This window comes from Nostoc sp. (assembly GCF_041747015.1).
In the GTDB taxonomy this organism is placed as follows: domain Bacteria; phylum Cyanobacteriota; class Cyanobacteriia; order Cyanobacteriales; family Nostocaceae; genus Nostoc.
Window position 1 is genome coordinate 38881 of sequence record NZ_JBGTFY010000270.1, and the last position, 15307, is coordinate 54187.

At 42.2% G+C, this 15307-nt stretch carries 14 protein-coding genes; 7 read left to right on the forward strand and 7 right to left on the reverse strand.

Annotated features, from left to right (window positions below; translation table 11 throughout):
• Positions 1 to 342: 342 nt before the first annotated feature.
• Positions 343 to 1380 carry a protein kinase gene (locus ACEW80_RS22250; RefSeq protein ID WP_373528682.1) on the reverse strand — a complete coding sequence of 346 codons (1038 nt, stop codon included), beginning with the start codon at positions 1378 to 1380 and terminating at the stop codon, positions 343 to 345.
• Positions 1381 to 1534: 154 nt separating this feature from the next.
• Positions 1535 to 2575: a glutaminase A gene (glsA, locus tag ACEW80_RS22255; protein ID WP_373528683.1), complete on the reverse strand. Its 1041-nt coding sequence runs from the start codon at positions 2573 to 2575 to the stop codon at positions 1535 to 1537.
• Between the two features lie 908 nt (positions 2576 to 3483).
• Here glsA and ACEW80_RS22260 point away from each other — a divergent pair.
• The 7 genes from ACEW80_RS22260 to ACEW80_RS22290 all read left to right on the forward strand — a co-directional run bounded on the left by ACEW80_RS22260 (position 3484) and on the right by ACEW80_RS22290 (position 12196).
• Complete coding sequence (locus ACEW80_RS22260; RefSeq protein WP_373528684.1) at positions 3484 to 4590, forward strand: septal ring lytic transglycosylase RlpA family protein; 1107 nt, start codon at positions 3484 to 3486, stop codon at positions 4588 to 4590.
• 177 nt (positions 4591 to 4767) lie between these two features.
• Complete coding sequence (locus tag ACEW80_RS22265) at positions 4768 to 6381, forward strand: bifunctional pantoate--beta-alanine ligase/(d)CMP kinase (RefSeq protein ID WP_373528685.1); 1614 nt, start codon at positions 4768 to 4770, stop codon at positions 6379 to 6381.
• Between the two features lie 323 nt (positions 6382 to 6704).
• Positions 6705 to 7307, forward strand: coding sequence for a superoxide dismutase (locus ACEW80_RS22270; protein ID WP_373528686.1), 603 nt, complete (start codon positions 6705 to 6707; stop codon positions 7305 to 7307).
• 338 nt (positions 7308 to 7645) lie between these two features.
• Positions 7646 to 9742: a cytochrome-c peroxidase gene (locus ACEW80_RS22275; protein ID WP_373528687.1), complete on the forward strand. Its 2097-nt coding sequence runs from the start codon at positions 7646 to 7648 to the stop codon at positions 9740 to 9742.
• 135 nt (positions 9743 to 9877) lie between these two features.
• On the forward strand, positions 9878 to 10084 hold the full coding sequence (locus ACEW80_RS22280; protein ID WP_196520091.1) for a hypothetical protein: 207 nt from the start codon (positions 9878 to 9880) through the stop codon (positions 10082 to 10084).
• Between the two features lie 63 nt (positions 10085 to 10147).
• On the forward strand, positions 10148 to 11176 hold the full coding sequence (purM, locus tag ACEW80_RS22285; protein ID WP_373528688.1) for a phosphoribosylformylglycinamidine cyclo-ligase: 1029 nt from the start codon (positions 10148 to 10150) through the stop codon (positions 11174 to 11176).
• A gap of 333 nt (positions 11177 to 11509) precedes the next feature.
• On the forward strand, positions 11510 to 12196 hold the full coding sequence (locus ACEW80_RS22290) for a PHP domain-containing protein (RefSeq protein WP_373528689.1): 687 nt from the start codon (positions 11510 to 11512) through the stop codon (positions 12194 to 12196).
• A 47-nt stretch (positions 12197 to 12243) separates the two neighbouring features.
• On the opposite strand, the gene arsH is transcribed toward ACEW80_RS22290, so the two are convergent.
• The 5 genes from arsH to ACEW80_RS22315 are packed head-to-tail and all read right to left on the reverse strand — an operon-like array spanning position 12244 to position 15223.
• Entirely contained in the window at positions 12244 to 12879 is a 636-nt protein-coding gene (gene arsH / locus ACEW80_RS22295) for an arsenical resistance protein ArsH (RefSeq protein WP_373528690.1), read from the reverse strand.
• Positions 12876 to 13346 carry a dual specificity protein phosphatase family protein gene (locus ACEW80_RS22300; protein WP_373528691.1) on the reverse strand — a complete coding sequence of 157 codons (471 nt, stop codon included), beginning with the start codon at positions 13344 to 13346 and terminating at the stop codon, positions 12876 to 12878. Before ACEW80_RS22300 ends, arsH begins: the two co-directional genes overlap by 4 nt.
• A 56-nt stretch (positions 13347 to 13402) precedes the next feature.
• Entirely contained in the window at positions 13403 to 13816 is a 414-nt protein-coding gene (arsC, locus tag ACEW80_RS22305; protein ID WP_373528692.1) for an arsenate reductase, glutathione/glutaredoxin type, read from the reverse strand.
• Positions 13817 to 13850: 34 nt separating this feature from the next.
• Complete coding sequence (arsB, locus tag ACEW80_RS22310) at positions 13851 to 14912, reverse strand: ACR3 family arsenite efflux transporter (RefSeq protein WP_373528693.1); 1062 nt, start codon at positions 14910 to 14912, stop codon at positions 13851 to 13853.
• Positions 14913 to 14944: 32 nt separating this feature from the next.
• Positions 14945 to 15223, reverse strand: coding sequence for a hypothetical protein (locus ACEW80_RS22315; protein ID WP_373528694.1), 279 nt, complete (start codon positions 15221 to 15223; stop codon positions 14945 to 14947).
• Positions 15224 to 15307 lie beyond the last annotated feature (84 nt).

The following is a 15307-nucleotide window of genomic DNA, read 5'->3' on the forward strand; positions in this document are numbered from 1 at the left end:
GGTAGAAAACCCTGTACTGGGGATTGGGGAATTACTTATATAGTTAACTTTGTAAATAGTAGTTAGTCTTCCTCATCTGTGGAAAACTACGAGAGTCATAAGATTAATTATTTTACCAATTATATAAGAATCTGAATAGAAATTTTTTCTAAACTGCTAGCCCTAGTAATTTTGCTTGTATATTGGCAAGCAAAATTGGCTAAGTATTAAGTGAAACTCTTCATTAATTAACTATTACTGACTATAAAATGAAGTCAAAATGGTTACAAAATTTGTTTTGGATATTTGAAATCGCTGATTAATAATTGTTCATTTGATACTTTAAGCAAATAAAACTTCAACTTAACTCTGCAATTTTGCTTCATTGAGCCTTGTTCTCCATTTGCGAATGGCACTAGCAGTTCTAGCTACAGGTGGCACATATACATCAGAATTGTCGTGTTGTGTAATACTTTTATTGTTTAATTTTTGGTTAGTTAAACAGTCAGCCAAAGCAGGCAAATAGCTTTGATTCCCTAAAGCTTTCATCACTTCATTAGCAGTTTTAAATCGCTCATCTAAAGTAATTTTCACCATTTTTCCTAAAACCTGGGCAAAACTGTCGCTGATATTTACCTCTTTTTGCCAACATATTTCACCAGTGTTCAGGTCATAGTCAAATTCTAAAGGACTTTTGCCAGTCAACATATAAATACAAGTTATACCCAGTGCATAAATATCACTGGCATAAACTGGATGTAGAGAAAACTGTTCTGGTGGTGCAAATCCCCTAGTGCCGATAAAATTGGTGTTTGCAACTTGGTTAACTAATTGCTCTTTTACTGCACCAAAATCAATCAACACTACTCGCCCGTCATCTTCACACCGCAATAAATTTTGGGGCTTAATATCCCGATGAATTACACAATGTTTATGAAGATACTGTAATACTGGTAATAATTCCTGCAAAAATTGTTTAACTGTGGCTTCACTTTTGGGGCCAGTTCGCCGCACTTCTCGTGCCAAAGTCAAACCCCGGACGTACTCTTGAACTAAATAAAACTCCCCTTTCGCCTGAAAGTAGTCTAGTAGCATGGGAATTTGAGAATGACTACCGAGTTGGGCTAAGGTTTTTGCTTCTTTTTCAAAGCGCATACAAGCCCTTTGCCAACTTTGAGGATTAATCGTTTTCGGACAAAGCTGTTTAATGACACAGAGAGGAGTCCCTGGTAATAGGGCATTTTTGGCTAAAAACGTAACGCCAAAACCACCTCTACCCAAAATTTGGAGTATTTCATAGCGGTCGCAAAATAACTGCTTGGAACCACATATCTGACCAAGCTGAGTCTGTTGTGAAATACTCTCTTGAGAATCCGTTACTTTCTGAGAAAAGCAATTCATCTAAAATATAAAATATTTATTCTTAAATGTCTTTAATCTTACTATAGATATTCCGATAAAAGCAGTAATATTACGGGAGCTTTACAAAATCATTACTACTCTGCCATTAAAAATTCCAAATAAATCTCTGTAAGACTAGTCTTTTGAGAGTGCGTTAGTTTTCTATGTTTTTTAGACTAAAATCTGATTCTGTTTGATTATTGAGATAATTTGGCTCCTTATTTCCACCTTTTCCTTGACACTCAAATAGATGTAGACCTAAGCGTTGAGAAAGTTCTTCACACACTTTTACCCCGCGCACACTGTTACCACGCACATCCAGCAGCGGCGAAAAAACTCCAATGCCCATTTTATGCGGTACAACGGCGATAATCCCACCACAAATACCGCTTTTGGCCGGCAGACCAATTTTGTAAGCCCACTCACCTGCAAAGTTGTACATCCCACAGGTATACATAACACTCAGAATATCTTTGATGTAACGCTTATCTACCGCCTGTTCTTTTTTGATGGGGTTAATACCTCTGTTAGCCAGGGTAGCCGCCATCACTGCTAAGTCTTGGCAATTCACCATCACAGCACATTGCTGGAAATATAAATCTAGTGCTTCTTCAATGTTCCGGTCAATCATGCCAAAGTTGAGCATCAGATGCGCCATTGCGCGGTTGCGATGTCCCGTACTGCGTTCTGAGGTAAAAACTGAAATGTCAACGAACACATCGCGGCCAATATATCGCCGGAACATATCCAGCATTCGGTTGAGGCGTTCGGTTGGGCCTGCTCCTTTAATTAAGCTAGTGGTAGCAATCGCGCCTGCGTTTACCATTGGGTTATAGGGTCGCTTTGATTGCTCATCTAAAATAATCGCATTGAATGCATCCCCTGTCGGTTCTACACCAACTCTAGTCAAAACGTAATCCAGTCCATGATCTTCTAAGGCAAGTCCATAAGCAAACACCTTGGAAATTGACTGAATGGTAAAAAGTTGCTCATAGTCTCCAACTTTGTAAACCTGACCATCTACTGTCACAATGCAAATGCTGAACAAGTCCGGGTTTGCCTTGGCCAATTCTGGAATGTAGTTCGCTACTACACCATCCCGCAGTGGTTTGTACCGGGAATGCAACTCGTTGAGAACTTCTAATAATGGTGATGGGTCTATTCCTAAATCTCCTTGATTTGCTTGGTTTGTCATTAGGCAGATTGCATTTCATAAAATACATACTATATATAGTAGGGGTGTACAGTTTCCCTATAACCGATTTATTTCTTGCAAAGACTTTTGAAAATGAAATCTTGCTCTCAAAAATCATCTTTGAGTAAGTACTTAGAGCAAAAAACACCTGTTGTATTTTTTGATACAAATAAATTCTTTTTTACCAGCGATCGCCAAGTTTTCCTAATTTTTTTATCATTAATTGCAAAAAATATTAGCTTGAGTATCTTCCTTTTTTTTATACTCAGCAATACTGTTACGGTAAGTTATATATATCACTATTTTATGTCTAGTTAAGAACGATACAAGTCATGGTGAATTTAGCTAGGAAAAACTTGAAAAAAAGATCGTAAATTCAACCTAATTTGCATAATAATCTTATATGTAACACCTATGACAACTTATTCATAGAAAAATTTAAAGATTTTATTAAACAACTAATTTTGAGTATTCTTGCCGATGCTATTTAATAAAAGTTATATTAAATACGTACAAAAATGCGTCTAATCATTGTCATCTAAAATACACGGGTAATTGCAGCCCTTTAGAACCGACTTGAACAAGGTTTCGTCACTCTGGCATCCAATCAACGTAAAGTTTTTTAAGAAATTTTTGACTTGCCGAAAAAAAACGTTACACAGCCAAGAACCTGATTTGAGAAAGGTTTCGCCCTTGAAATTGGAATTTTAATTTGATCAAGTTGCCGAGAATTACGCTAAAACCCTGATCCCCATGCCAAAAGGTTCATGCTAGTCTGTTGCAGTTATAAATAACAAAACTGAAAGCGAAACGAGTTCGAGTTTTCCGGGAGGGAAATCACTCTCACTAGTGAAAAATCCCACGAATCATAAAACTTAAGTTCTACAGTCGCTTTAAAAATTGGACGCATGAATCAAAGACATTTTTGGCCTATTGTCACCCTGTTTGTGACTGTTTTGGGGATACCCACAGTCGGTTGCACTCAAACCACTAAGGGAAATGTGCTAGCTTCTCAAAAATCACCTGCCCCTGATGTGGTGAAAGTGGGAGAGTACCAATCAACAGCAGGGAAACAAACCTTGGATGCTGTGATTACACAAATTCATCCTCACAACATTGGAGGACGTAAAGCGGCAACCCTTTTTATCAAAAATATACCTGTTCTCACCTTTTTGAGTTCTGTAGCAGATACGAGTCTTAAAACTAAAAAAGTTGGTGCAATTGGAAATTCTGGGGGCGTACAATCGTATGCCCTTATTGCTAGCAACTCACTAAATACTGAAAGTGCTGGGAACGTAACGGGTGTAAATAACCAGATTAGCTCTGTTGATAATGACCCGGTTCAGATAGCTGGTATAATAGCAGCTAAAATCAACCAATTGAACCGGGAAAATGTAGACGGGAGCAAGATTACGGTAAGTTGGAAAGCCGGGGGAAAATCTACACTTGCTAATCAAACGCAAAACAAAAGTACCCCTATCCAGCAAAATGGCGATCGCTATACAATCAAAATTAATGGCGAAGAATTGGTTGAAATCAATGAAGGGACACGACTAGCAGATACTACTAACAATCTGGCGCAAGATGCATTGCAAGCAACCAATCGCCTGCGGAGACTGTTAGGCAATGCATCTCCCCTAAGAGAGATTGCAAATTTACCAATGCGTCTGCCAATATCGATACCTAAATTGCCCCAAAAGATTGCCGTCGGAGTCGTGCGAATTAGCTTCAAAGGCATGGCTTCTTTTTACGGCTATGATGGTTCTGGCAATCGTACTGCTAGCGGTCAAAGGTTCAATCCAGAAGGAATGACCGCCGCTCATCGCAGTTTACCCTTTGGTACGCAAGTCCGTGTAACCAACACCCGCAACGGTCGTTCTGTAGTGTTGCGGATTAATGACCGAGGGCCATTCATTCGGGGTAGAATCATTGACGTGTCTGCTGGTGCGGCTCGGATTTTGGGAATGATGGGTAGTGGTGTGGCGCTAGTACAGATTGAAGTTTTGGGGAAATAATTATTAGGGAGTAGGGAGTAGGGAATAGGGAGTAGGGAATAGGGAATAGGGAATAGGGAAGAAACTTAATTACTACTGCCTAATGCCTAATGCCCAATCCCTAGTTCAAACATCTCTTCCTTGTATTTCAGATATAAACTAACGGGGGAGGGATCGATAAGAACTAGGGGTATTTTTGTGCGCCTGCTCACAACAGTCGCAGCTTTACGCTGCTATTTAACTAAACGCTGCTCAGAAAACAAGCTGATTGCAGCTAGTGAGAATCTGCTAGTAGATGAGATGACTGATTGGCATCAGACGGCACTCGGTCTGGTGCCGACAATGGGGAGTTTGCATCAAGGTCATTTAAGCTTGATTCAACGAGCGCGCCAAGAAAATTCTACGGTGATTGTTAGTATTTTTGTCAATCCTCTGCAATTTGCTCCCAACGAGGATTATCAAAGCTACCCCCGCACTTTAGAGCAAGACCAACAACTTTGCGAACAAGCTGGGGTAGATGCAATTTTTGCGCCGACTCCGGGAGAAATCGCAGTTCCTCAGAAGAGCATACAAGAACAAGAGTCAACGGTTACACAAGTTATCCCCCCATCTGCTATGATAACAAACTTGTGTGGTCATTCTCGGCTAGGTCACTTTCAGGGTGTCGCTACGATTATTACCAAGCTTTTCAACTTGGTACAGCCTGACCGAGCCTACTTTGGCCAAAAGGATAGTCAGCAACTGGCAATTATTAAACGGCTAGTAGCTGACTTAAATTTGCCAGTAGAAATTGTTGCTTGTCCAACAGTACGAGAAGCGTCGGGTCTGGCTTTGAGTTCTCGTAATCAATATTTGACTGCAACGGCAAAAGAGCAAGCAGCGGTGCTATATCGCGGTTTGCAACGAGCTGAAGCTGCTTTTCAGGCTGGCGATCGCGATCGCAGCAAGTTAATTGCAGTGGTACAGCAAGAAGTGGCAATGGTCAGTACGGTCTTAGTGGAATATATTGAATTGGTTGAACCGACTACGTTGATGTCTTTAGAAAAAGTTGAGGAGGAAGGAATGGTGGCGATCGCAGCTCGTCTGGGTTCTACACGTTTGATTGACAATACGATATTGCGCGATCGTCAACCCATTATCGCCATTGATGGTCCAGCTGGGGCTGGGAAATCCACAGTGGCGCGTCAAGTGGCAGCAAACTTGAATTTGGTGTATCTGGATTCAGGAGCGATGTACCGGGCTGTGACTTGGTTAGTGTTGCAAATGAACATTGCTATTGACGATGAGTGTGCGATCGCTGAATTAACTAGCCAGTGTAAAATTGAACTCAGTCCCACCCAGGATTTACAATCGACTGTGCGGGTTTGGATTAATGGCACTGATGTTACCCAGGCAATTCGCACGATTGAGGTAACATCTAAAGTGTCGGCGATCGCAGCCCAAAGCGCTGTCCGTCAAGCACTAGTTAAACAACAGCAAAGCTGGGGTAAAAAAGGTGGGTTAGTCGCTGAAGGGCGAGACATCGGTACTCATGTATTCCCCGATGCCGAAGTGAAAATCTTCTTAACCGCTTCTGTGAGTGAACGTGCCCGTCGCCGCCAGCAAGACTTTAACAAACAAGGTCAACCCGAAGTGAGTCTAGAGCAGATGGAACGGGATATTGCCGAACGTGACTGGAAAGATAGTACACGGAAAGTCTCTCCTTTGCAAAAAGCAGCGGATGCGATCGAAGTTCAAACCGATGGTCTGAACGTATTTGAAGTTACGGCACAAATTGTTAACTACTACCAGCAGCGTTTATCTCAGTGGTAATCATCACAATTTGCTGTTAGTTTTTTAATTCAAAAGGGTGGTATAGCTTTTCCTAATCAAATGAGGTACATCATAGCCCCCTCATCGCTTGCGGGGAGGGGGTTGGGGGTGGGGTTCTTATACCTTAATCACTAGTATTTTTATTTATAATTTAAGTACTTTTTTGTCTCTTCACTTGATCTTCACTTTAGTAGTAGAATGACGATGTTAAGTTTTATGTTCCATGATTAAGGAAATAAAACTGCCAAAAACAAAAGCTGTTAATTTTCTAAGCTTCTGCAATAGTTTAAGACTGGAAACCGATAAAGAGAGGATTTCACACAATGGCATTTGTACAAGAACCACTACCCTTTGACATTAATGCTCTAGAGCCACATGGCATGAAAGCTGAGACTTTCGAGTATCACTATGGCAAACATCACAAAGCTTATGTAGACAACCTCAACAAGCTCGTTGAAGGTACGGAACTTGCTAATAAGTCTCTGGAAGAGGTGATCAAAATTTCCTTCAAAGACTCCTCTAAAGTAGGAATCTTCAACAATGCTGCCCAAGTTTGGAACCACACCTTCTTCTGGAATTCCCTGAAGCCAGCAGGTGGCGGTGCACCCACCGGTGAACTTGCAGCCAAGATTGATAAAGATTTTGGTAGCTTAGACAAATTCAAAGAAGAGTTCTCTAACGCCGCCGCAACTCAGTTCGGCAGTGGATGGTCTTGGCTGATTGATGATAGTGGTACGCTGAAGGTGATTAAAACACCAAATGCAGAAAACCCTTTAGCTCATGGTCAGAAGGCACTCCTAACCTTAGATGTCTGGGAACACGCTTACTACATTGACTACAAAAACGCCCGTCCGGCGTTCATTAAGAATTACCTAGAACAGTTGGTTAACTGGGACTTCGCTGCTGAAAACTTAGCCAAAGCTTAATTAACTACTAGTTTTGAACTGGTTGTAACAGTGGCTTTTAACAGCTATGTAAAGCGGAGACAACCAGTTAGTTAATTTAGTAATAGTTACTAACAGTCACGAGTGCTATCGTGGCTGTTTTTATTTTGGCTGGAGAATATTGTAAAGATATTGTATGGTCATATAGCCATAACCGAAACAATACTGAGCTTTTGGTGAGGTTTTTGTAAAGTTAAGTTAATTAAGTTTAAAAAAACTCATAATTAAGTACGTGTAGTGAAATACAACAATATTTCCGAGTAGAAGGTGGAGCCGTAATGCTTCAACCTTTGAGAAAATTGGCAATTTTAATATAAAACATGAAGAAAATCAAACTTAGCGCCATTTTTGTGGCTGCTGTGTTAGGTAGGATGACTGATTTGGCATCAAGGTTGTCAAGGAAAATGAAAAGCAGTGTGACGATCGCGGTACTCGTTGCGATCGCAGTGCTAGCCGGACATACTGTATCGGCACAGATAACACCGCCCTCCCAGCCACTAGCTTCGCTAAAAACTGTGCCGATTCCAGGGCCAGACTATACAGGCTACGTAACCGATAAGAGCAAAGCGATCGCTCTAGGAAAGGCTCTTTTTTGGGATATGCAGGTCGGCAGCGATGGTCTTCAGTCCTGTGCTAGTTGTCACTTCAAAGCCGGAGTGGACAACAGGGCTAAAAACCAGCTTAATCCAGGGATTTTGCGTGTGGATGCAATCGGCGAGCCGGCTCCCGATACTACTTTCAGTCTCGGAGGGCCAAACTACACGCTAAAGGCTAGAGATTTCCCATTCCATAAACTGACAGATGTAAACAACCGTAACTCTACTGTTATTTCTGACATTGACGATGTTGCCTCTTCCCAAGGAGTCTTCAATACCAAGTTCGTGAGTATTACTCCTGGTAATCCGAAAGACAATGTGACTCAAATCGACGATCCAACCTTCAATGTGAACAACATCGAAACCCGTCAGGTAGAACCGCGCAACACACCAACTATGATTAATGCGGTGTTCAATTTCCGCAACTTTTGGGATGGACGAGCTCAGAACTACTTCAATGGGGTTAATCCGTTTGGATTAAGAGACCCCAACGCTAAACTTTACAAAGCAGCAAATTCTCTAACCACACCACAACAAGTCAGTATTAAACTCAAGAATTCATCTCTTGCTTCGCAGGCAGTGGGGCCACCGATTAGCTCATTTGAGATGTCTGCTGACGGTCGCACGTTTCAGGATGTCGGTAACAAAGTGGTTGGGAAAAATCTTTTAAAGAAACGTCGTGCGGGACTAAAGCTACCAAGGAAAACTGGTAAAAAATTACTTTCCACGAGTCTGAAACCACTCGCAGGACAGAGGGTGGCTGTTGACGACAGTACCTTAGGTATTTACAGAGCGCCCAATGGAAAGGGACTGAATAAGAACTACAACCAACTGATTAAGGATGCCTTCGAGCCAGAGTGGTGGAATTCCCCCTGGTCAATTCAGGTTGATAAAACTGACGGTAGTCGGCAACCCGTCCTCTTGAGCGCGGGGAGTATTGTCGAGCCAAATAAAGAGGCATACACGCTGATGGAGTACAACTTTTCGCTTTTCTTCGGGCTAGCGATTCAACTGTACGAGTCCACATTAGTATCTGACAATGCACCTATCGACCAGTACTTTGATGGCAACAAAAACGCCTTAACTGGTCAGCAATTGAGGGGTAAACAGCTTTTCGAGGGATCTGCTAAATGCATCAACTGTCATGGTGGGGCAGAATTCACCAATGCTTCCGTGAAAAACGTGCGGGATCAACGACTCGAACGCATGATCATGGGGGATGGAGAACAAGCCGTCTATGACAACGGCTTTTACAACATTGGTGTCAGACCCACTACAGACGACTTAGGTGTGGGTGATAAAGACCCGTTTGGGAATCCGCTCTCAGAGTCACGAGTAGCTCAACTAGGGAAATTCAAGCAGCTTCTTGGCGAAGACCCCAATATCACGGTCAGCCCTGACCAGAGAATAGCCGCAGACGGAGCCTTCAAAACGTCCACACTTCGGAATGTGGAACTCACCGCACCGTACTTCCACAATGGAGGGACGTTGACCCTCAAACAAGTGGTTGAGTTTTACAATCGCGGTGGTGACTTCCATGAGCAGAACATCAAAAATCTGGATGCGGATATCGAGAACCTTAACCTGAGCGATCAGAATAAAGATGATCTGGTAGCTTTTCTGAAGGCGCTCACTGACGAGCGAGTTCGTTACGATAAAGCGCCCTTCGACCATCCACAGTTGTTCATCCCTAATGGACATCCAGGAAGCGAAATTTCTGTTACCGACGACGGTACTGGGAAAGCTACCGATGCCTTATTGGAGATCCCGGCTGTTGGCCGTAATGGTGGTAGTAGTACTCCCAACTTTCTTGCGCCCTAAACAGTAGAGGTAAATTCTATCCATAAGAGGGTGTTGTAAACACCCTCTTATTTGCCAACTACTTTCCCTGATCGCCTTTGGTTGCTCTGAACTGCCTCCTGTATATTAAAAGTAGTAATATTAAAATCGAAATATATGGATAGCAAAGAACTAGCACAATACATCGAAGCAACAAATAGCATCACTAAACCTTGGCTATTAGCACAACTACGGCTCAAGAAACTGCAAGAACGTCGAGCTATGCTTACAGACGATGTTTATACTAAAGAATTAGAAGATATTTACCAAGATTTGATGAATTTAGGAGAATGGTGGCGTGGTATTGAAGATGAAGTATTTTAAAGTTAGGAGTTAAGAGTTAGGAGTTTTGACTTCTAATTTAAATTAATCAGGGTGTAGTAGGGAATGGATTATCGGGATGCAGGAGTTGATGTTGAGGCTGGTCGGGGCTTTGTAGATCAAATTCGCAATTTGGTTCACAGCACTTTCAGACCGGAAGTAATTGGCGGATTGGGTGGCTTTGGCGGCTGCTTTCAACTACCAGGAGGTTTCAAGGAACCAGTTTTGGTTTCCGGTACTGATGGTGTGGGTACAAAGCTAAAAATAGCTCACATTCTCAATCACCATGACACTGTTGGCATTGATTTGGTAGCGATGTGTGTTAACGATGTGTTGACATCTGGCGCGGAACCTCTGTTTTTTTTAGATTATGTGGCAACCGGTAAGCTAGACAAAGAACAACTAACTGACGTGGTTGCGGGTATAGCCTCTGGATGTAAACAAGCTGGTTGTGCCTTATTAGGAGGAGAAACAGCAGAAATGCCTGGTTTCTACCAAGTGGGTGAGTATGACTTAGCTGGGTTTTGTGTAGGAATTGTCGAAAAAAGCAAGATGCTAGACGGTTCCCAGGTACAAATAGGGGATGTAGCGATCGCACTTGCTAGTACTGGTGTACACAGTAATGGTTTAAGCTTAGTACGAAAGATTGTTAACGATGGCGGCTTTACGTGGAGCGATGCGCCAGACTTGTTAAGTAGTGAAACTCTGGGAGAAACTTTCCTGAAACCTACTCGGATTTATGTTAAACCCGTTTTAGCCGCGCTGCAAGCAGGTTTGTCAATTCATGGTATGGCTCACATTACAGGTGGCGGATTGCCAGAAAACTTGCCTAGATGCTTAGGTCAAGGTCAAGCGATTAAAATTGACCCCAGCAGATGGAATATCCCCCCTGTATTTCAATGGCTAGCTGAAGCAGGAGAGGTCAGCCCTCAAGCTATGTACAATACGTTTAATATGGGGATTGGATTTGTCCTGCTAGTTCCACCCGATCAGATTGAGCAGACAATTACCCATTTTCAATCACAAGATATTCCCACTTATGCGATCGGTAAAGTTATTGCTGGTTCGGGGGAATTAGTAGGATTAACGATATAAATAAAAGTTTTTATACACTGACTAAAAGTCTGTTTCAGGCTTAGGAGAGAGAGTTATTTTACCGAACCTCATTATACCAATTCATTTGCTCCAAATGCTATAGCCGTATTTATCATATATTATATGTATTATTTTTTATACTTATATAAAAAGTAATAAAAAATACTCACGCCTACTAACGTTGAGATTTGCTAACGTAGTCTTAACATATTGAAAAATTTGCTAATTAAAGCTGAGTAAATAACTGCCAACACTAATTAACGGTGCTGGATGTTTCTCATCTGTAAGTGTGGCGTTTTAATGTGTGAAAAATATATTTGTTCCGAGGGGGTTATGGTTGTAAATTTTGCCCGAACGACTGCTTCGACAGAACTTTTGAAGCAAGTATTCCAAAACATTGATGCATATAGTTGTCCGAAGTTATTCAACTTTCACATGCATACTATCTACTCGGATGGGAGGTTGCAACCGAGTGAATTGATGGAGCAAGCGATCGCTATTGGGCTAAAAGGGTTGGCTATCACCGATCATCATAGTATTAACGGCTATCAAGCATCACTTGCTTGGTTAGAAGACTGGAAGTGGATTAATCCTGATGCAAGCACTCCTCACCTGTGGAGTGGCGTAGAAATCAATGCGAACCTTTTGGATATAGAAGTTCACATTTTAGCTTACGCTTTTGGGACAGAACACCCTAGTATGAAACCCTATCTGCAAAGAAGGGCGACTATAGGCAAAGAATATCAGGCAAGTAACGTGATTGCCGCTATTCATGAAGCTGGGGGATTGGCGGTTCTGGCTCATCCGGCTCGTTACAAGCGATCGCATTTCGACTTGATTCCGGCTGCTGCTCAAAAGGGTATCGATGGTGTGGAAACTTTCTATGCTTACAATAACCCCAACCCTTGGAAACCCAGCACCTTAGAATCAGAACAAGTGCAAAAGTTAGCTGATGAATACTTTCTTCTCAATACCTGTGGTACTGATAGCCACGGTTTGAGCTTGCTACAACGCTTGTAAAGATGAATCCATTTGTTTTTATACCCCTGGTTCAAGCAGCCAGGAGGTTATTTTTTGATCATGATTGTCTCTTTAGCAGCTTTTTCCTTACGTTCACTGTAGCGGTCTGTAAGATAATCAACTTTGTCACGCAATAGCAAGGTAAACTTGTGAAGTTCTTCCATAACGTCTACAACGCGATCGCGGTAGGGCGAATCCTTCATAGTGCCGTCTTCGTTAAACTCCTGATATGCTTTAGCCACTGAGGATTGATTGGGGATAGTGAACATTCGCATCCAGCGCCCAAGAATTCTTAATGTGTTAAGGGCGTTGAAAGACTGCGATCCACCGCTCACCTGCATGAGCGCCAAAGTTCTGCCTTGAGTCGGGCGCATCGCTCCCATAGTCAGGGGAATCCAATCGATCTGGTTTTTCATAATACCAGAAATTTGACCGTGCAGTTCTGGGCTAGACCAAACTTGTCCTTCTGACCACAAGCTTAATTCGCGCAACTCCTGCACCTTTGGGTGAGTGTCAGGTACGCTGCCGTATATTGGCAGTTCAAGTGGATCGAAAAACTTCACCTCTGCCCCAAATTCTTCAATGATGCGTGCTGCTTCCTCTGCCAAGAGACGGCTATAGGAACGCTCACGCAGGGAGCCATACAAAAATAAAATTCTAGGGGGATGATCGAATGTCGTCATGGTAATTGCTTATTTTCCTCCAACTCTCGCAAAAAGGTGCTTTGGCTTTCTCGCAATTCGACATCAGGATTTGCGTAGTGGATTTTGTGTATTGCGTCCTTATAAGACAATCCAGTGTAAATCAGGTAAGAAGCCAGTATGGTTCCCGTTCTACGCCTTCCACTGGTGCAATGAACTGCAACAGCGTTGCCAATGCCTTTTTGACTGTCAATGAAGTTTTGTAATTGCTGAAGTTGCTCTAAGCTGGGTGCAGTGCCACCTTTGATTGGCAACCAGAGATGAGGAATGTTGGCCTTTTGATACAAATCTAGGTTAGAGGGGTCATCCATAACAGAGACGATCGCACCAATACCAGTAGCCTGTAACTCTGTCAACTCCTCTGCCATTGGCTTACGAACACCTGCTAGTTTCCCTGGAATCACCCACCACAGGTTCTCTGAAATTAGTTGAATTGTTTCTTGCTCCATTGGTTCGTGCCTTAGTCTAATCCCAGTACTACAATTTGATTTAAACGTTGCAATCGTTATCGAGCAGGTGTAAATTCTTTATTCACAGATTCAATCAATTGAGTCACCCGTTCTTTGATTTCATCACGGACTCTTGGAAAAATTTCCGGTTGTTCTGCTGGATCATCTAACTGCCAGTCTTCAAATACTTCCCGCACAACCCACTCCGGCGGTAAATTCACGCCACAACCACACAAAGAAATCACTACATCAAAGTCTTCGGCTTTAAAGTCACTCAGAGGTTTGGAATATTGATCGGTAATGTCGATACCAATTTCTTTCATGGTGGCGATTGCTTCTGGTCTGATAAGACTTGCTTCTAATCCAGAGCTAATCACTTCAATCTTTCCTTTACCAAGGGTTTTAGCAAAACCTTCCGCCATTTGGGAACGGGCAGAATTCTTTTTGCAGACAAACATCACACGTTTCATGGTTCAACTTTTCCAAATAATTTGACTAAATTTATTAGGTTCTCGATTCAGGTGTTAGGAAATAACGTTTTTCCAACCAGAAAGCAACATTAACAAGACCAATCAATACAGGCACTTCCACTAGAGGGCCAACAACAGCAGCAAAAGCAACACCCGAATTAATGCCAAACACTGCGATCGCAACTGCGATCGCTAATTCAAAATTATTTCCGGCTGATGTAAACGCTACACTTGCCGCTCTAGAATAATCTGTCTTAATCCGCCAAGCCATATAAAAGCTAACTAGAAACATGATCACGAAGTAGATGATCATCGGAATTGCAATCTTCACCACATCTAAAGGTATCTGAACGATCAAATTACCTTTCAAGCTGAACATAACTACGATTGTAAATAACAGAGCAATCAGCGTAATGGGGCTGATTTTAGGCACAAATTTGTCGTGATACCACTGCCTACTTTTCACCTTTACTAAGAAGTAACGAGTGAAAAATCCAGCTAAAAAAGGAATACCGAGATAGATAAATACACTTTGGGCAATCTCGGCAATGCTGACATTAACAACACTGCCTTGTAACCCAAAGAGTGGCGGCAGTACAGTGATAAAGAACCATGCATAAGGACTATAAAATATGACCTGAAAGATGCTGTTGAAAGCAACCAATCCAGCCGTGTATTCTGTATTACCTCGTGCCAAGTCACTCCACACAACTACCATTGCAATACATCGGGCTAATCCAATCAGAATCAATCCCGTCATATATTCTGGATAACCATGTAAAAAGGTAGCCGCCAGAGCAAACATCAAAATTGGCCCAATGATCCAATTCTGAATTAGTGACACACCAAGAATTTTTCCGTTGCGAAATACATCCCCTAACTCTTCGTATCGCACCTTAGCTAGGGGTGGGTACATCATTAGAATTAATCCAATGGCAATTGGGATATTGGTTGTTCCTACCTGAAACTGATTGATAAACGCTTCTATTCCAGGAAAGAAATAGCCCAGAGCAACGCCAATAGCCATTGCTAAAAAAATCCACAAGGTCAGGAATCGGTCAAGAAAGGAAAGGCGTTTTGAAGTCTTTTTGTTCATTACAGGGTTCACAATACTTGCATTCTAAAGTTTCAGTGGCAACAAGTTGGTGGGTTAGCTTGATAGTCTTTGGCGTAGGCGTAGCCCGCCGCAGGCATCGCCTTTGTAATCGGATAGACTGTGCTGGAACCATTAATTTTAATTGTTGTTGCAACCTTACTAGAATCTCTTACCCCAGTTACCTTCTGTGACTGCTGAATTTGAGCGGATGTGTTGGATACTACTGTGCAACTGGTTTTCAGAGCCAACATTCCCTGTGCCGCAGCTACGCCCACCGCAGGCATCGCCAATTTCTTGGCTGTTGTCTTCATTGACCCCACCTCTGCGAGTTATATCAAGAGTATATCTCTATCATTTCAAAAAAAATTGATTTGTCAATACCTATAGAATTATAA